Origin of the sequence: Caballeronia sp. SEWSISQ10-4 2 (assembly GCF_030464885.1) — a bacterium.
Taxonomy (GTDB): Bacteria; Pseudomonadota; Gammaproteobacteria; order Burkholderiales; family Burkholderiaceae; genus Caballeronia.
Window position 1 is genome coordinate 1 of the sequence record NZ_JALPRJ010000122.1, and the last position, 17,960, is coordinate 17,960.

14 protein-coding genes and 1 riboswitch are annotated in these 17,960 nt (G+C 59.8%); of the genes, 6 read left to right on the top strand and 8 right to left on the bottom strand.

Going from position 1 to position 17,960, the window contains the following annotated elements:
* Nucleotides 1-386: 386 nt before the first annotated feature.
* Nucleotides 387-2,081: a hypothetical protein gene (locus tag M0D69_RS40335; protein WP_301787389.1), complete on the top strand. Its 1,695-nt coding sequence runs from the start codon at nt 387-389 to the stop codon at nt 2,079-2,081.
* Nucleotides 2,082-2,260: 179 nt separating this feature from the next.
* Here the strand turns inward: M0D69_RS40335 and M0D69_RS40340 are convergent, their stop codons facing one another.
* Entirely contained in the window at nt 2,261-2,884 is a 624-nt protein-coding gene (locus tag M0D69_RS40340) for an ABC transporter ATP-binding protein (protein ID WP_301787390.1), read from the bottom strand.
* 362 nt (nt 2,885-3,246) lie between these two features.
* Entirely contained in the window at nt 3,247-4,272 is a 1,026-nt protein-coding gene (locus M0D69_RS40345) for a YncE family protein (RefSeq protein ID WP_301787391.1), read from the bottom strand.
* Nucleotides 4,273-4,413: 141 nt separating this feature from the next.
* Here M0D69_RS40345 and M0D69_RS40350 point away from each other — a divergent pair, with 141 nt between their 5' ends.
* Nucleotides 4,414-5,397: an aldo/keto reductase gene (locus tag M0D69_RS40350; protein ID WP_301787392.1), complete on the top strand. Its 984-nt coding sequence runs from the start codon at nt 4,414-4,416 to the stop codon at nt 5,395-5,397.
* A 62-nt stretch (nt 5,398-5,459) separates the two neighbouring features.
* Here the strand turns inward: M0D69_RS40350 and M0D69_RS40355 are convergent, their stop codons facing one another.
* The 3 genes from M0D69_RS40355 to M0D69_RS40365 all read right to left on the bottom strand — a co-directional run bounded on the left by M0D69_RS40355 (nt 5,460) and on the right by M0D69_RS40365 (nt 9,081).
* The gene (locus M0D69_RS40355) at nt 5,460-6,347 is read right to left on the bottom strand and encodes a LysR substrate-binding domain-containing protein (RefSeq protein WP_301787393.1); all 888 of its coding nucleotides are present in this window, start codon (nt 6,345-6,347) and stop codon (nt 5,460-5,462) included.
* Between the two features lie 63 nt (nt 6,348-6,410).
* On the bottom strand, nt 6,411-7,721 hold the full coding sequence (locus M0D69_RS40360; protein ID WP_301787394.1) for an MFS transporter: 1,311 nt from the start codon (nt 7,719-7,721) through the stop codon (nt 6,411-6,413).
* 70 nt (nt 7,722-7,791) lie between these two features.
* Nucleotides 7,792-9,081 carry a M20/M25/M40 family metallo-hydrolase gene (locus tag M0D69_RS40365; protein ID WP_301787395.1) on the bottom strand — a complete coding sequence of 430 codons (1,290 nt, stop codon included), beginning with the start codon at nt 9,079-9,081 and terminating at the stop codon, nt 7,792-7,794.
* Nucleotides 9,082-9,423: 342 nt separating this feature from the next.
* Here M0D69_RS40365 and M0D69_RS40370 point away from each other — a divergent pair, with 342 nt between their 5' ends.
* Together M0D69_RS40370 and M0D69_RS40375 are read left to right on the top strand one after the other, a co-directional pair.
* Entirely contained in the window at nt 9,424-10,617 is a 1,194-nt protein-coding gene (locus tag M0D69_RS40370; RefSeq protein WP_301787396.1) for a mechanosensitive ion channel family protein, read from the top strand.
* 415 nt (nt 10,618-11,032) lie between these two features.
* Nucleotides 11,033-11,128: riboswitch (glycine riboswitch) on the top strand.
* A 144-nt stretch (nt 11,129-11,272) separates the two neighbouring features.
* Nucleotides 11,273-12,490, top strand: a complete 1,218-nt coding sequence (locus tag M0D69_RS40375; protein ID WP_301787397.1) for a D-amino acid dehydrogenase — start codon at nt 11,273-11,275, stop codon at nt 12,488-12,490.
* 27 nt (nt 12,491-12,517) lie between these two features.
* Here M0D69_RS40375 and M0D69_RS40380 read toward each other — a convergent pair whose 3' ends face one another.
* Complete coding sequence (locus tag M0D69_RS40380; protein ID WP_301787398.1) at nt 12,518-13,411, bottom strand: LysR substrate-binding domain-containing protein; 894 nt, start codon at nt 13,409-13,411, stop codon at nt 12,518-12,520.
* A 110-nt stretch (nt 13,412-13,521) separates the two neighbouring features.
* On the opposite strand from M0D69_RS40380, the gene M0D69_RS40385 reads away from it, so the two are divergent.
* Nucleotides 13,522-14,817 carry a nitrate/nitrite transporter gene (locus M0D69_RS40385; protein WP_301787399.1) on the top strand — a complete coding sequence of 432 codons (1,296 nt, stop codon included), beginning with the start codon at nt 13,522-13,524 and terminating at the stop codon, nt 14,815-14,817.
* A 41-nt stretch (nt 14,818-14,858) separates the two neighbouring features.
* On the opposite strand, the gene M0D69_RS40390 is transcribed toward M0D69_RS40385, so the two are convergent.
* Nucleotides 14,859-15,584 carry an HAD-IA family hydrolase gene (locus M0D69_RS40390; RefSeq protein ID WP_301787400.1) on the bottom strand — a complete coding sequence of 242 codons (726 nt, stop codon included), beginning with the start codon at nt 15,582-15,584 and terminating at the stop codon, nt 14,859-14,861.
* A 25-nt stretch (nt 15,585-15,609) separates the two neighbouring features.
* Nucleotides 15,610-16,827, bottom strand: a complete 1,218-nt coding sequence (locus M0D69_RS40395; RefSeq protein WP_301787401.1) for an aminotransferase class I/II-fold pyridoxal phosphate-dependent enzyme — start codon at nt 16,825-16,827, stop codon at nt 15,610-15,612.
* Between the two features lie 106 nt (nt 16,828-16,933).
* Here M0D69_RS40395 and M0D69_RS40400 point away from each other — a divergent pair, with 106 nt between their 5' ends.
* Nucleotides 16,934-17,785 carry a LysR substrate-binding domain-containing protein gene (locus M0D69_RS40400; protein WP_301787402.1) on the top strand — a complete coding sequence of 284 codons (852 nt, stop codon included), beginning with the start codon at nt 16,934-16,936 and terminating at the stop codon, nt 17,783-17,785.
* Nucleotides 17,786-17,960 lie beyond the last annotated feature (175 nt).

Genomic DNA, 17,960 nt, shown 5'->3' on the forward strand with positions numbered 1-17,960 from the left:
AGAAACGCATGGCATTCCTGCAGGAACGCGAACGCGAGTGCACCAGCACCGGCTGTGTCGATTCAAAGCTTGGAGAGTAAGGCTGCGCGATGGGTGTCGCAACGTACGGGGCTCGTTTCCCCCGTTGCGACGCTCGTACCTGCGCAAACCCTTAGCGGAACCCAGAGCTGGCCAGGCGTTCGCGTCTGCGCAACCCCTTCCACGATGCATTCGGCGGCCGAGCGCCACACGATAGACCGTCGCCCAAGAACCGGACTCTGCCGCGGGAAAACCACTACAGGTTCTATCTGGGCCTGTAAATAATCTTACACACGCCACTGCTAACGTCACGCAATTGTTTGCGTTGAGCGCGGTGTAATTTCAATTCCCTTTCCCGGAGAAATGACATGCAGCCAGTTATTCGCACGTTTCCGACCTGCGAGCACTCCCTTGCCAGAGGCATTTCAGCGCTGGCGCTGCTTTCATTGAGCGTTAGCCTCACTGCAATGGCGCAAGACCGGGATGACGGACACGACGCTGCATTTCAACCGGGGAATCTCGTCGTCAGTCGCAGCGTCTACGACAACCGCTCGGCCAACGTACAAGTTGGCTCGATCCTGCCACCCGGTTGCGCGCAAACGACCGGCGGGTGCGGCGCAGCAACCGGCGCGCCGAACGACGGCACCTACCCGTTCGTTTGGAACAACGCCCTTTATGACGGGAGCTTCGGCATCACATCGAAGATTTTCCTAGACCAGCTAGCGCCATCCGGCCGGCGGATCAATACGCTCGAAGTGCCGAGCGTTACGAATGCGGGCACCACGGCAGACCAGTTGGTAACCAGCTTCAGTTCGAAGTCGGAGATCGGGCTTCACCTCTCGCACGATGGAAAGTACCTGACTTTCATGGGCTATGTCGCTCCGATCAATGTGCTCGACGTGTCGAATTCAAACACCCCAGGCGTCATTGATCCGACCAATCCCGACGGGCAGAGTTTCTACCGTGCAGTGGCCAAAGTAGATCGCAAGGGACAGTTCAGCTTCACCGAAACGAATGCCTATAGCGGCAACAACGGCCGCGCTGCGATCCTGATCGACCGCGGCGGCAAGCGCTTCTTCTACACGACCGGCAATGCGGGCAATGGAAGCAATCCCCAGCCGACCGGCGTCATCCTCGGCGCAGGCTCGCAATACATTGCGGAGGCGACGCAGCCCGAAGCGCAGCAAGCTCCTGGCACGCCAAGTCCGCTTGCAAGCTTTTCGGTCACCCAACTGAGCGCGCCCGCCGACAAGATCGGCAAGGACGACAACTTTCGCGGAATGACAGTTTTCAATAACGTGCTCTACATGACCAAGGGCAGCGGCGGCAATGGCGTCAACACCGTCTACTTTGTCGACACCACCGGGACCGCGTGTCTGAACGGTACCGGCGTACCTTCGCCAAAAGCGGTGCTGCCAAGCGCACCGCTCAACTACGATGCTTCGACTCTCCCGACCACAGGCCTGCCGAGCAACATGTGCATCCTGAGCGGCTTCCCGTCGACTCCGAACAAGACCGCGACGACCCTCAGTTATCCATTCGGCATCTGGTTTGCCAACGCCAACACGCTATATGTGGCCGATGAAGGCGACGGTTATACGGGAGGCACCGATCTCTTCACGCACGCGGCCGCGCAGTCCACCGCGGGTCTTCAGAAATGGGTATTCAATGCGGCCACGAAGAAATGGGCGCTGGCCTATACGCTGCAAAACGGGCTGGATCTGGGCAAGCCTTACACGGTGCAAAACTACCCGCTCGGCAGCAACGCGGCGACCGGACTGCCATGGTCTCCTGCGACTGATGGTCTCCGTAACCTGATCGGTCACGTTGGCCGCGATGGCACGGTTACGGTCTGGGCCACGACGTCCGCCGTGAGCGGGAACGGCGATACCGGCGCGGATCCGAACAAGCTCGTCGCAATCGAGGATGAGCTGAAAAACACCGCCCCGGCGGCTGCTGCGAACGCGCATTTTGTCACGCTCCGTTCCGCCAGCTTCGGCGAAGTGCTGCGGGGTGTCTCGTTTACGCCGGGCACCGATGTGGGCGCGAACGACGGGCAATGATGCGAAGTGGCGAGACGCGCCTCACGCGAGGCTCGCCAAAGCAGTGACGAGTCGCCCAAGGCTTGGCATCGTGACAACAAATACGCTTGCGCGCGACGGACGGCGACGCACTGGCGGAATCGATTCTTTTCGCTCCGCTAACACTCATCATGACTCAGTCGACGGCGCTCAGTAGCCGCTTAGATGTTCGTTCGAAGGTCTGCAAAACTAATCATTTTTGCGTTGCAAGCTCGCGTAATGGCCATGTCGTAGCTCGAGAAGATGACCGTGCGGTCCTCAGCCAGCGTCTTGAACAAATCAATCAGAACAGCGCGTGCGGCGGCGTCCAGTCCACCGCCCGGCTCATCCGCGATGACGACCGTGGCCTCACCCAGCACGGTCGCTGTCAGGAATATTTTCTTTCGGGTGCCAAACGACATTTGCTCGAAACGTTTCTCCAGATGTGGCGTGAGGCCGAAGCGGTCTGCCAAGTCAAGAGTGCGGCTATCGACGACTGTCTTCCTGGTCGATGCCACAAGCTCCAGATACTCGCGCCCGGTCTGGAGCGAATACGGCATGCAGTCGTCGGGCACGTACGCAAGTGCGGACTTCGCCTCGAGCGGTACGGTACGCAGCGAATGCCCGTCGATCCACACCTCGCCTTGGTCGGCCTCGATCGCACCGGCGAGAATACCGAGCAAGGTAGACTTGCCGCTGCCGGATTCATCGTTCAGCGCGACGCATCCCGCCCCGGCGCTGTAACGCAGTCCCTGAAAGATAATGCGCTCGCCGTAGCGTTTGCAAAGGTTCTCGAATTGAAGCATGGGTTGCAGATTTAGTCAGAGGAGGATTTGCCGCGTAATGGTGACGCAGGGTGACGCAGGTCGCGATCAGCACCGTGCTGGCTGGCGCGGATTCTGGGGAAATTAGCGTTAGGACAAGTGTAGCAGCGCACACAGGGACAGCCCGGCTTAAGCGACTGACGACCTTGGGTCTCTTGATCGATGCCGGCGCGGGCCCGTCAATCCAGGATTACGGCGGTCGTGACGCGGTCGGCATCGCGCGGGCGAGGCACCTGCCAACAGAAATCATCGGGCGGCTGGAGTCCCTCGCACAACGCAAGCAAGCCGGCCGTGCTTAGGCGCGTCAAGCGACGAGATGTGCTCGACGCCTCATCTTGCCCGGTTCAGCGGACGCCAAGCACCTGGAGCCCGGCCTCCGCCGCCTGCGGACCCTTCGTGTGAACGACATAGAGCCTCCTTAGCGACGGAACATAGACCGAGGTCTTGCCACCAAGCGTGTCGATATGTTGCTCGATAGCGTAGTGGCTCTGATCGACTTGTTTGACGACGTCGAGTCCGCCTGCGCCGGTCACATAGAGGCGACGATGCACCGGGTCAAAAGTCATGTCGTCCGAGATGTTCACGATATCGAGCGACTGTATGACCGAGCCGTTACTCGCGTCCATGACGAACAGCTTGCCAGGGTTGCGCGACCCGATGAACAGCCGCCTGGTCTTCGGATCAAACGCCATCGCCGAATTAAGGCTTGGACCGGGAACATGCCAGATACTCGCCAGCTTGCGGGTATTCAGATCGACAACGCCGATTTCGTTTTTCTCGCGCATGTTCACGAACAGGCGATGGGTGGAATGGTCGATGGCCATCGCCTTCAGTTGTCCCGCAGGAACATCGATTCTCCCTAGGACGGAATCGTCGGCAAGCGAAATCAAGCTGATGTAGGCATTGCCCTCATGTGATTGCACGCCTCCATTACCGACATAGAAGATGCCGCTCTTCCGATCCGCGATACCGGAATCCGGCTGTGGCTCCAGCGGAATGACCTTCTCGACGTCGAAAGTTTTCGTATCGATAACCTTGACGTTCGCGTCGCCCGCATCCGCTATAAGCAGCTCCTTACCTTCGTTGGCTAGTACTATTTTGTGCGGAACCTTCGCGACCGTCCTTACGCTTGCAAGGTGCTGGCCGTCCGGCAATCTGAACACCTCAATGGACCCATATGTCTCGGCTGATACGTACAGACGGGAGTGAGGCAGATCGACTGCAAAGTGGTCGAAGTCGCCGCCGGTGACGGCTGGCAGCGGCGTGGCCGAAAGAACCGTCAGGGGGCCGGCGGATGGTTCTGCTGCAAAAGATGTCGATGCAAAGCAGAGACATGCAAGCGCAAGTAGATGGGCGGTGATCTGCAACATAGATGAATTCCTCTCAACAGCCCGTGTAAGTCTAGCGGGATTGTTGAGCGAGATACAGCAGCCTAAGCTTCGTGAATGGCGAACGCCGCCCCGCCCGATGACGGCAACGATTCGCGGGCGACATCAGAAGGGAGAAACATCATGCAAAAACGCAAACTGGGAAACAGCGGTCTCGAAGTGTCCGCTATCGGCCTTGGCTGCATGGGTTTGAGCTTCGGCTATGGCGCGGCCACTGAACGGTCCGCGGGCATCGCACTCATTCAGGCTGCTTTCGAGAAGGGCGTCACGTTCTTCGACACCGCCGAGTGTTATGGCCCGTTCGTCAACGAGGAACTCGTCGGCGAAGCGACGGCTCCATTTCGTGACCAGGTGGTGATCGCTACGAAGTTCGGCTTCCAGGACGGCGACTCCAGCAAGCCGCTCGATAGCCGTCCCGAGCGCATCCGTGCTGTCGCCGAGGCCTCGCTGAAACGCCTGAAGACCGACCGCATCGACCTCTTCTATCAACATCGTGTCGATCCGAACGTGCCGATCGAGGAAGTGGCCGGCACCGTCAAGGATCTGATCCAGGAAGGCAAGGTCAAGCACTTCGGGTTGTCCGAAGCGGGGGCGCAGTCGATCCGTCGCGCCCATGCCGTGCAGCCGGTGGCGGCGCTTCAGAGCGAGTATTCGCTGTGGTGGCGAGAGCCGGAAGAGACGGTGCTGCCGACCCTGGAGGAACTGGGTATCGGCTTCGTGCCGTTCAGTCCCCTCGGCAAGGGCTTCCTGACTGGCGCCATCGACGAAAACACCGCTTTCGACAAGAGCGATTTCCGCAGCATCGTGCCGCGCTTTTCCGAGGAAAACCGCAAGGCCAATGCGGTCCTGGTCGAGGTGCTTGGCCAGATCGCCGACGTCCGGGGCACCGCGCGGGCGCAGATTGCAATCGCTTGGCTGCTTGCGCAGAAACCGTGGATCGTGCCGATCCCGGGTACGACAAAACTGCATCGGCTCGAAGAGAATGTTGGCGCTGCAGCGGTCGAACTGTCTGCTGATGATTTGTCCGCCATTGAAGCCGCACTGCGGCAGATCACGGTGGCGGGTGATCGCTACCCGGCCCATCTGCAGCAGCGCGTCGATCGCTGACTCACCTGTTGTTGCAACCCGCTCGCGCTCGAAAAACGACATGTCGACGCGCCGCGAGAAAATCATCTCAGCAAGCGCATGGTCTCCTGGCACGTCTTGACAAATTGTTCGACGAGCGCCGATCTTTCGCCGTTGATCGCTACGCTGGCTACAACCGGAATCGCGATAGCCGGCGACAGCGGCACCACGCGAAGGCCTTGCGCGCGAGCTGAAAGCGCCGCTGCTTCATCGACGATCGTGATCAGCTTCGAGCGCGCCGCCAGCGCAACCAGCGAGTGATACGACTGGGCGGTGATGGTGACATCGACCGTCACCGAGAGCTCCTCCAGGCGCTTGGCCAGCAGCCTTCCCAGCGGGTCGGCAGGATCCGGTCCGATGATCTCGCTGCCCTCCAGCGCATTGAGTTCGATGGACTGCGCGTCCTGCAGCACGGAAGGATGTCCTATGCAGACAAGCCGGCTGGCAGCGAGCTCGATCTCCTTGATGGCGGGGTGGGACACGCTGTGATACAGAATGCCGACGTCGGCTTCCATGAGCGCGATACTGGCAACGGCAGTCGCTGAGTAATCCGAACGAATCGACAATTTCACGTCCGGATGCTTCGCCTGGAAAACCAGCGCCGCATCCGCCACCACGGTCTGCGCCAGCGCGGGCGCGGCAAGAACGCGTATGGACGAATCGTCGGTGCCGCCGCGGAGGTTTTCCGCGAGCCGCTGAACGGCCTGAAGCTGTTCATCGAGCCGAAGTATTTCGGGGAACAGCAACTGCGCCTCTTTCGTCGGAATCAGCTTGCCCCGAACCCGGTCGAAGAGCGGATAACCTAGCTGACGCTCCGCGCTTTGCAGAATTTGCGTGATCGCAGGCTGCGTCAGGGACAACAGCGCCGCGGCAGCCTTAAGTGTCCCAGTGACGCGGATAGCGTTCACGACTTCTATATGCCTGAGCCGCATCGAGTAGTGGGTCCGTTGGATTCAGCTTTCCGGTCGGCCCGGGCGAGCGGCTCTCCGGCTTCCTCAAGCGTTCGTCAACACGCTCGCGCTCGCCGCGACGGGTGACGCCCGCTTACGAAAGTACAGGATGCACACCAGCGCAAGCACCGCGGTGACCATGACGTAATAAGCGGGGATGAATTTACTGCCGGTCGCGTTAGCGATCCACGTGCAGATCATCAGCGACAATCCGCCGAACACCGCGAAGGTCATATTGTGAACGATCGCGATGCTCGTGGTGCGCGTTTCATGCGGAAAGAGTTCGGCTACAAACGCGGGCATCGCGCCCTGAAACACCATCACGCATGCTGTCAGGCCGGTGACGCAGAACACGTACGTCCCCACTGTCGGCGATGCAACCATCAGATGGAATGCAGGGATGGTCAAGATCACCGTCAGCGACGTACCTATAGTAATCAGCGGAAGGCGTCCCACTCTATCCGACAGCGCGCCGAATACTGGCGGCAAGACGATTTGCGCAACGGAATATCCGATGGCGCCCCACATCGAATCTGCGGCGCTCATGCCCAGCGTTTTCTGCGCATAGAGCGGGATAAAAACGCCGAGCAGATAATTCGTCGACGCGGCGAGCGAGTACAAGCCAATTGCCGCCGCGATGCGTGTCTTCGCCGTCGCCAAGGTATTGCGAATCGGATTGCGTTCATGACTGGACGCCTTGAATTCGGGCGTCTCGTCGACGCGCCGGCGAATCCAGTAACCGAATGGCACGATCGCCAGCCCGATCAGAAACGGTACGCGCCAGCCCCACGACAGCAAGGCATCGGGCGTCATCAGCTTGTTCGTGCCAAGTCCCACGATGCTCGCCAGACCCGTCGCGAGACCGATCCCAACCACCTGGTAGCTCGCGAAATAACCCTTCATGCGCGCGGGCGCATGTTCGGTCACGAAGGACACCGTCGAGCCGAATTCGCCGCCCGCCGAGAAGCCCTGCAACACCTTGCCCAAGACCAGAATAAGCGTGCCGATGACGCCAAACGTGGCATAGGTCGGCGCGCATGCGATGACCAGCGTGCCCGCTCCCATCAGCCAGATCGTAAGCATCATGCCAGCCTTGCGGCCATGCTTGTCGCTATAGGCGCCGATCACCATCGCGCCCAATGGCCGGATGAAATAGCTGACGCCAAAGGTCGCTGCAGCAGCAAGCATCGACGTGTATGCGTCGCCGGTCGGAAAGAACGCCTTCGCAATGACGACAGCTAGAAAGCCGTAGACGAACAGGTCATAGAACTCGAGCATGTTGCCGACCAGCGCCGACGCCAGGATGCGTCGGAACTTGCTGCGCTGCTCGGGAGTTAGAGCGTTATCGGTGGACATGGACGTTTCCTTTGCCGATGCGCAAAGCATTGGCGAGCGCACTGACGATTTTTTTAGGGAGAAGCGACGCTTAGGCGCCAGCCGGCGCATTCAGGTAATCGAATGCAGTGAGCGCGAAGATTTCGCCGAGCGCGCGCAGTTCATCGACGTGAACGTATTCATCGGCCGCGCCCATGTTGTAAGAAGTCAGGCCGCATACGACCGTCGGCACACCATGCTGGCGATAAAGCCGTGCATCGGACGCACCCACCCGCATGTTGACCACCGGCTCGGTGCCGAGCTTCACTGCGCAATTGCGTTTGAGCGTGCGGATGACCTCGTGATCGGGGTCGGTCCAGCTCGGTTCGTATCGGCGAACGATCTCAAGGGATACGCCCGGATGATGAGCAACGATCTCCGTGATCCGCGCTTCCATCTGCGCGACCGACACGCCGACGGGAAGCCGGATGTCGGCCGTTGCACTCGCTTGATCAGCAATCAGGTTCGATAGCCGGCCGCCGTTGACGGTGCCGAATGTGACGGTGAGGCTGCGAAGAACATCGCTCTCACCAACGCCTGAAATAGCCTCGGACGCGGCAGCAGACCGCGCGATCGCGGCAAGAACTTGTCGAGGAGCGGCGACCGGAAAGTCGCGTACGCTTTTAAGCTCCTGGATAGCGTCCAATAATTTTTCGATAGCACTGTCGCCCTTGTGCACGTGCGCTGCATGAGCTGACTTGCCGGTTGCGTCGAGGCGTAGCCAGATCATGCCCTTCTCGCCGAATCGAAGGACATGGGGTGAGCCGGTGTCGGCGCTGATCATCGCGTCGCCTGCTGCATGTGGGACATGACCCAGAAGGTATCCGCTGCCTTCGGTGCCCATGCTTTCTTCGTCGCCGGCAAACGTGGCGACCACCTCGCCCGCGAACGAATCACGTACTCTAGCGAGATGACGCAATGCAAAAATGATGGCGGCCAGACCGCCTTTCATATCCGACACTCCCAGCCCGAACAACTTTCCGTCGCGCTCTTCGCCGTTGAAATCAGCAGACCATTGCTTTGCGTTGACGAGGGGGAAAGTGTCGAGGTGTCCGTTGAAAACGAGGCGGCGACCAGGCGCCGCACCGCGAACGCGGACCACGAGATTCATCACATGCGGGAGCGTGCCATATCGTTCGACGCTGACGTTGCAGCCTTTGAACATCGACTCGATCGTGTCGGCTACTGCATGAGTGTCTCCCGGCGGATAGACGCTTGGAACAGCCACCAGGGCGCGTGCGAGCGCGACGATCTCGTGACTGGATTGCGCGACGGCTCCCGCGAGAGCCCTGCGCGTTTGAGCGATTTCAGCATCGCCCGCAATTGCCTCATCGGCTAGCATGTCCGGCCTCCCACTGGTTGAATGCGCGTGGCTTCACCTGATGTGAAGCGACAAGCATTGACCCGATAGTCGGTAGCCGAATTAGCCCGGTCCAATCAGCCAAAATGGGTTGGGTATAAGTAAAACTTAAGCGGCGGGACGGCTCGGCCGCGAAGAAGTTTGGCCTCGCCGGAAAGATCAGGACGCCGTTACAATGCCGTTGACAGGATCAGGCCGCGCGGCCGGCTTGGCCCGCACCGCAGCAAACGTTTAGCGCGGCTGCGTAGCCAAAACGAGGAATGGTCGTTACCACGCTCCCAGATTGTCTCCAAGGAAGCCGGCTGGCCAGCACTGAGAGGATCTATGTTCGACAACATGTTCCAAATAGTGACTGGACCGGATGGGCGTCATTTTTATGTCCACACCGACAGCTACGCCGTGGCAGTCCTTCTCGTCATTGCGTTGTTCCTGGCGATCCTGTTGTCCAGCGCGATCTGCTATTACATCACCCGCTTCATCTTGTTGAAGATAGTCGGCCGACTCGCACGCGGCGAGCAGCACAAGTGGCTGCGCGCCGCCGAGCGCCGCAAGGTGTTTGATCGCCTGGCGCCGCTGGTGCCCGCGATCATCATCTATCTGTCCGCACCGCTGCTAACGGGAGTGTCGTTTCCGGTCATTTCCGCGCTGGGTCCTCCGGTCGAGACGCTGTCCGCATGTTTCATCGTGCTGACCATTCTCCGGGCTGCATTCGCGTTCCTGGGCAGCATTGAAGACCGTTATAGCCACTTCCCCTTCGCGAGCCAGAGACCGATAAAAAGCTTCCTTCAGATAGCTACCATCGTCCTGTACGTGCTTGCACTGATTGCTGCAATCTCCCTGCTGCTGCGTCGCTCGCCCGCTAATTTCCTCACCGGCGTAAGCGCCATGACGGCGCTGCTGATCATCATTTTCCGCGATTCGCTGCTGGGTTTCGTCGCCAGCATTCAACTGGCTGCGTATGACATGCTGCGCGTCGGCGACTGGATCGAGGTGCCTGGATTCGTGGCCGACGGCACGGTCATCGATATCTCGCTCAACACAATCAAGGTGCGTAATTTCGACAATTCCATCGTCATGCTGCCGAGCTATGTGTTGCTAACCAACAGCGTCAAGAACTGGCGCGGCATGGTCGAATCCGGTGGACGGCGGGTCAAGCATGCGATTCATGTGGACATAGATACCATCAGGTTCTGCGACGACGAACTGCTCGCCAATCTGAAGGCGAGCACGAAGTTTCGAGTGCAGTTCAGGGTGCCGGACAATGGGCACGACCTCACCAATTTCGGCATGTTTCGCGTGTATCTGATGGAGTATTTTCGCCAGTACCCGGCGATTCGCAGCGACATGCCGCTAGTGGTTCGCCAGTTGCAATCCGGCCATCAAGGTTTGCCGCTCGAGGTTTTCTTGTTCATCGACGAGACAAGCTGGGAATCGTACGAACAAATACAGTCGGATATGTTCGACCACGTCTACGGCATCCTGCCGCTATTTGAATTGCGCGTCTGGCAGAAACGGTAGCGGCAATGCCGTCATCCTGCCAGTCCCTCGACAATGCATACAACGACCGTAAAAGCGCCAATACACGCTGCCAGAGTGGCTGCTGCTTTCGCAAAAGGTGTCATGCCGGCCTCCAAATCCGTAATAGGGAAGCGCATTTTATATTGAAATGAAAGTAAAAAGAAAGAATTGTAGGATATGAAAGATATGTAAAAAAGCGGATGCTGAACGCCATGATTTTCTTGGAGCCGGCCAGGAAATTTATCCTTAAGTATCCTGATTACCTATCGACCGGAACAGGCCCGGCCTGCGTGATACTGGCGCAATACCTTGCGGCGAGATCTGCGTCAGGCATTCGAATGACGTGAGCGACTCGTGCCAAATCCACGCCCCGCTTGCCTATCTTATTTTTAGGCGTTATCTTTGCAGGGTTCTAATCGCTAGCGCGGGAGAGACTGTCACGGAACATGGTGACGGCGCCGACGGAGCAACCGCCCCGGAAACTCTCAGGCCCAAGGACCGCGCAGCAGGAACATCTGGAGAGCGGCGCTTTAATGCGTCCACCGACGGGGATGTCGTGCGCGCAACGCCACGACTGAAACTCTCAGGTACACGGACAGATGGGGCATAGACGCCGGAATTACCGGCGATGCCCAACTTTCATCTGGACCTTGTCATGTCACGAATCGCCATCATTGGCGCCGGCATTACCGGTGTCACGACCGCTTACGCCCTCGCCGAACGCGGGCACGAGGTCACTGTTTTCGAGCGTCACCGGTATGCGGCGATGGAAACATCGTTTGCGAACGGCGGCCAGCTTTCCGCCAGCAACGCCGAGGTCTGGAACAGCATGGCCACCGTGCTCAAGGGCCTGCGCTGGATGTTCACGCGTGACGCACCGCTGCTGCTGAATCCCGCGCCCACCTGGCACAAGTATTCGTGGATGGGCGAGTTCCTGCGCCAGATCCCCAACTACCGGGCCAACACCATCGAGACGGTGCGCCTTGCAATCGCCGCACGCGAGCATCTGTTCGGGATCGCCGAGCGCGAAGGGATCGACTTCGATCTCGAGCAGCGCGGCATCTTGCATATGTACCAGCAGAAGAAGGACTTCGATACCGCCGCAAAAGTGAACCTGCTTTTGCAAGCGGGCGGCCTAGATCGGCGTGCGGTCACAAGCGACGAAATGCGCGCGCTCGAACCCACCTTGCGAGGCGACTTCCACGGTGGTTTTTTCACTCCGTCCGATTCAACCGGCGACATCCACAAGTTCACACGCGGTCTCGCCGATGCTTGCGAGCGCCGCGGCGTGCGCTTTCATTACGACACGCAAATTGCCGGCATAGAGCAGCGCGGCGATGGCCCGTTCGCCGTGCGCGTGCTGCATGGCGGCAACGCGAGTGACGAGGAACAGTACGGATTCGACCGCATTGTCGTGTGCGCGGGGGTGGCAAGCCGCCAGATAGCGTCGATGCTCGGCGACCACGTGAACATCTATCCGGTGAAAGGTTATTCGATCACCGTTTGCCTGGACGACGCCGCGAGCCGCGAGGGTGCGCCTTGGGTGAGCCTGCTCGACGACAGTGCGAAGATCGTGACCAGCCGGCTTGGCGCCGACCGTTTTCGCGTAGCGGGTACAGCCGAAATCAACGGCTTCAATCGCGATATTCGCTCCGACCGGATCGCGCCGCTGGTCGACTGGACGCGTCGCTATCTCCCGGATGTCGCGACGTCGCGCGTGATTCCGTGGGCGGGCTTGCGGCCGATGCTGCCAAGCATGTTGCCGAAGGTCGGGAGCGGCAAGCGGCGCGGCGTGTTCTACAACACGGGACACGGGCACCTGGGGTGGACGCTCTCGGCCGCGACAGCGCACAGCATTGCCGAGCGAATGTAGCTTCGCCGGAACGGTCTGTACGCCGCCTCAAGCCAGCTTCGCCGCGCTCGTTCGTAGCGGACGCTCGACCGGCATGTCCAGAACGAGGCGGCCGAACTCCTGCGCAGCCAGCGTCGGTTCGCCCTTGCCCCAGAGCAGCCTGAATTCTGCTTCGGGCAAGGGCGGCAAACCGTATTGGCCGTCGATCACCACGATGCCCGGTTCCAGATCGTCGCGCGTCAATGGCGTGATCGCGAGCCCCGCCATCACGGCCGCGCGGATGCCCGACTGACTCGACGATGTAAAGGCCACGTGCCAGTCGACCGGCAGGTCATCTAGCGCTTCGAGCGCCACTCGCCGGTTCACGCAAGGTGCAGGAAAAAGCGCGAGCGGCAGCGAAGCGCCCTCGCGTGCTTCGAACGACTCAGCCGCGGCCCAGACGAACCGCGTTCGCCTCAGGACGATGCCCTCCTCGTCGCGATCGGTTTCCGGGCGTACGCCCAGCACCACGGCAAGATCCAGTTCGTGCGCGGCGACCATCGCCCGCGAGTCGAGACTCATGCCCACGCTCACGTCCAGCCGCACGTTTGGAAATGCCCGCGAGAATTGCGTCAGCAGGACGGGAAGCCGCTCGCCCATGAAAATATCCGGTGCGCCGAAACGCACGACACCGGAAGCCGGAGAGGAGTGAAAACGCTGGGTGACAGCTTCCATTGCGTTCAAGATCTGCATGGCGTAACGCAGGAAATCCTCGCCGTCTTCGGTCAGGGTCAAGCTGCGCGTGGTGCGGTATAAAAGCGGCCGGCCCACCTCTTCTTCGAGCCGCCGTATCTGGTGACTGATCGCGGATTGCGTCAGGTTCAGGCGCCGCGCCGCCCTTGTAAAACCACCGGCTTCCGTAACGGCTACAAACGCGCGCAGGAGTGCAAGGTCAAGGTTCATGGTCGAGATCAATGATGACGGGTCTTAATCAATGATAGTAAATTAAATCATTTCCATCATGATAAAAGGCCGCCGAGAATGAATCCCATGACATCTTCCGGCAGGCGGCCATGGACGCTTCTTCTCGTGTTTCACGTCAACTGGCCATCACACTGCTGCTGACTGCCGTGATCGCCGCGACCTATGGGTTCGGCGTGTATCTGTTTCCTGTCATCCTGCCGCAGATGAAGCATGACATTGGCTTCGACTACGCGCAGGCTGGATACATCACGGCTGCACGGCAACTGGCCAACGTCGCGATGGCGCTGTTATCCGGACTTGCCGCCGCGCGTTTCGGGGCGGCAAGGGTCGTGCTCACGGCGACCGCGCTGTCCGCCATCGACCTCGCGGGCCTCGCGTTCATCGAGAAGACCTGGATGATGGGCACCGCCCTCGTCACGCTCAATGCCTGCGCCGCCGCGACCTGGGTCCCGATGATGGCGTTGATCGTACCGTTGATCGACGAGCGGCATCAGGCGAAAGCAATCGGCGTCATTGGCAGCGGCACTAACTATGGCGTCTTGCTGAACGGGTTGATGGTGCCGGCGTTGCTGGCGTCGTGGGGCTGGCGCTCTGTCTGGCTCGTGAGCGCGGTGCTGACTGCGGTGTTGAGCGGCGTGATTGTCCTCATGTTTGCACGGCTTGGCCATTCTTCGCGGACCTTGTCGCCACGCGCCGCGCCACCGCGTCCTGCTGGACGGCCGCGCGAGCGTTCAGGGTCAAGGTTACGGCGAATGCTCGCACGGCAATACCTGCTGGTGTATGCCATCGCGCTGTTGTGCGGTTTTGCGGGTGTCCCGTTCATCACCTACTTCTCAGCTTATTCGCACGATGACCTGCATCTGGGTCTCGATGTAACCGCACACGCGTGGGCGCTCGTGGGGATGGTCGGCGTGGTAAGCGGATTGGTGCTCGGCATGATCGGCGATATGCGCGGTAGTCCTGATAGAAGCGGGTACACGCAACGTGACGGCATGCGCACCGCGCTCGTCTGTGCAGGCGCCATGTTGTTGTGCGCCTCACTGATAGCCGCGTCGCGTCCGGGCGGTTACGCGCTGATGGTCGCGGCGGTCGCGCTAGGATTTTCGTTCTTTCCGATCTTCGGCCTGCTGCATGCGTATGTCGGCAAGACGAGCGAGCCGGCGCTCGCCGCCATGGCGTGCGGAATCTGCGAAGCGGCGTTTGGCGTGGGCGGGGCGTTGGGAAACGTGGTGGGTGGATTGTGCAAGACGGCATTCGGTTCGTTTCAACCGGTTTATGGGTTGGCAGCGGCGGCTTCCGTCATCCTCGTCGGACTAACGTTCTTTGTGCCGAATACGCGGCGTGCTTCGGCGGTTTGCCAAAGCGGCCTCGTCGATTTACGCTGACTGTTGCGCCGGAAGATGCGACTGAAATCAGCGCCGCCGATTCAGAGACGCGACAACTGCGCCCGATGCAGCGCGGCTAGCTCTTCAAGCGTATCGAAGCTTATATCCGGAACGGCTCCTTTAGCGTCCTCGGCGCGAGACCCAAGGCTTCGGCCCGGACGCTTGATCCACGCGCAGCGCACGCCCAAGTCGTTCGCCGGAATGACATCGGCACGCAAGCTCTGCGCGACATGAAGGATCTGGTCACGCGCTATGCCGCGCTCTGCGAAACGGTCGAATGCCGCGTGAAAATGACGGTGATCGGGCTTGTACGCAGCAACACTTTCCGCCGTGACAACAACGTCCGCAACCAGGTTTAGCTTCCGTGTTGAAAACGAAAGCGAATTGTTGTCGATGTTGCTCAAGAGCCCGATCTCAAAGTGCGACTGCAGGTAAGCCAGCGCTTCTTTGGCATCGGGAAACGTCGGCCACAACATGACTGCGTTCGCAAATAACTCACGTTCCGCATTGTTCACCGGAACGTCGTAGCGTTCGCAGAATTCGTCGTACGCACGACGTAGCACATCCGGATAAAGCAACGCAGGACGCAACTGTTGAAGCCGCGCCCGGGCACGGTCGAACTCGGCTAATAGCTGGTCACGGGAAAGATCGATGTTGTATTGGTCGGCAACGCTCTGGAACATCGAAATGATCGAGGGTTCCCAGTCAATCAAAGTACCGTACACGTCAAACGTCAAGGTTTTGAATTTTGTCAGATCCAAGGGCATGCATCGCTCCAGGTAACAATACGGTTCAACCGCGCTCTTCGAACGCGCGACGCAACGACAACGCAATGCCTTGCGCGGCCAGCCTCACGTCGTCGAGTGCAGGAAAGGTCGGCGCGACACGCAGATGCCGATCGCGCGGATCGATGCCATGCGGAAAAGCAGCGCCCGCTGGCGTCATTGCAATACCGGCGTCGGCGGCCAATGCGGCGGTGCGCCTGGCGAGTCCATCGGGGCTATAAAGGCTGATGAAATAACCTCCTTGCGGCGCAGTCCATGACACCCCCGGCAGACCCGAAAGAATCTCGCTGAAGGTCGTCGTCATTGCGTCGAACCTGGGTCGCAACAGCGCGCGGTGCCGCTCCATCAGCCCTTTCAATGTCTGGCGGTCGCGCAACAAACGCACGTGTCGGAGTTGATTGAGCTTGTCCGGTCCGACGGTCCGGATAGACGAATAACGCTGCCACCAGTCGACGTTGCGCCGCGACGATGCAACGAACGCCAACGCCGCGCCGGCCACCGTGATCTTGGACAGCGACGCAAAGACCAGCGCACGATCCGCATGACCCGCCGCCGCGCAAGCCTCGATCATGTTCAATGTGGTGTGCTTCTGCTCCGTCAGGTGATGGAACCGATACGCGTCGTCCCAGAACAGGCGAAAATCCGAGGCGGCGGTTTGCATCGAAGCGAGACGGCGAATCGTATCCGCCGAGTAGATCTCGCCAGTCGGATTGCTGTATAGCGGCATACACCACATGCCTTTGATCGCTGGATCGGCGGCTACCTGCGCCTCGACGAAATCCATATCAGGACCATTGCCGGTCAGCGGCACCGGGATCATGCGCACGCCAAGCGCGGCACAAATCGCGAAATGCCGGTCGTATCCCGGCACAGGACAGAGAAATGCGACGTCGCTCTGGTTGCGCCACGGTTTGCCGTCGGGCATGCCGTGGAGGATGCCGAAGGCCATGGCGTCATGCATCAGCTCAAGGCTGGAGTTGCCGGCGGCCACCACCTGTTCCGCCAAGACCCCAAGCAGATCGGCTCCAAACTCACGCGCTTCCGGCAGACCCTGCGGGTAGCCGTAATTACGGCAATCGATACCATCGCGCGACATGAACTCGCCCGCTCGCAAGCAATTGACGAGCGCATCCGACGACAGGTCGAGTTGCGCCGGTGACGGTTTCCCGCGGGTCATATCGATTGCGAGTCCAAGCTTCCTGAAGTCATCGTAGGTCATCGACATCTTTTCTTTTCCGGCGATTGGCGTTGAGGGACGCCCAGTATGCAAGTCCCGACGAATTCAGAAAAGCGAGTTATATTGAAGACTTCGTTCAGAATTTCTGATGCCAATGAAAACCTTCGATCTTGATGCGCTTTCCATGTTCGTAGCGGTCGCCGACACAGGCAGCTTCCTTCGCGGCGCCGCTCTCGTGCATCGTTCGCAATCCGCTGTGAGTATGCAGATCAAGTCGCTGGAGGGGTCTTTGGGAAAGCCCTTGTTTTTGCGCAAGCCGCGCAACATCACGCTGACGCAAGACGGCCACGTGTTGCTCGCCTATGCACGGCGCATGCTGGCCTTGCGCGACGAAGCCTGGGCTTCGATCGTTCGTCCGGATGTGAAGGGACGGGTGACGATCGGGGTTCCGGACGACTACGCGTCTTCGCTGTTGCCCTCGGTGTTGAGAAAATTTTCGGCGAGTTATCCGAAGGTTGAAATCCAGGTCATCGGCATGCCGAGCAACGCGCTGGCGCTACTCATCAAGGAAGGCAAGATCGATTTGGCATGCATGACGAGGATGAAGGGATTGAGCGCTGACTTTATCCGGCTCGAACCGATGGTGTGGGCCGGTAACGCTGTTGGCAATGAAGTCTGGAAGGAACGTCCGCTGCCAATTGCCGTCTTTGCGCCGGGTAGCGTTGCGCGGGCCAAGGCGATCCACGCGCTCGAGCGTGCAAAGATCAGCTATCGCACGTCGTATGAAAGCCCTAGTGTGCTGGGCCTGTTCAGCATGGTCGAAGCGGGGCTTGCGATTACAGCGCTGGGCCGATGCAGCATTCCCGAACGATTCGTCCAGCTAGGCAGTGCCGACGGATTGCCGCCGTTGCCGGACCTGGAGATTGTGCTCGCGCGGAGTGCGGGATCGAATCGGCCGCCGTGTGATTTCTTGGCGGAGCAGATCCTGGCTGACTTGCGGATTTGAGCGAGTTTGGTCGGGCTCAGGGGTGGTGTTCGGGGGGGTGCACGGGGTTTCGGGCGTAGTGGTCGGAGTTGATGCTGGGTTGCTGCTCAGACTTGCGGTCGTTATATGTTAGTTATTCTATTTATCACTATTAGCCACTGTGCGTGGCGGCACTTCATTTCTTTTTCCAACGGCG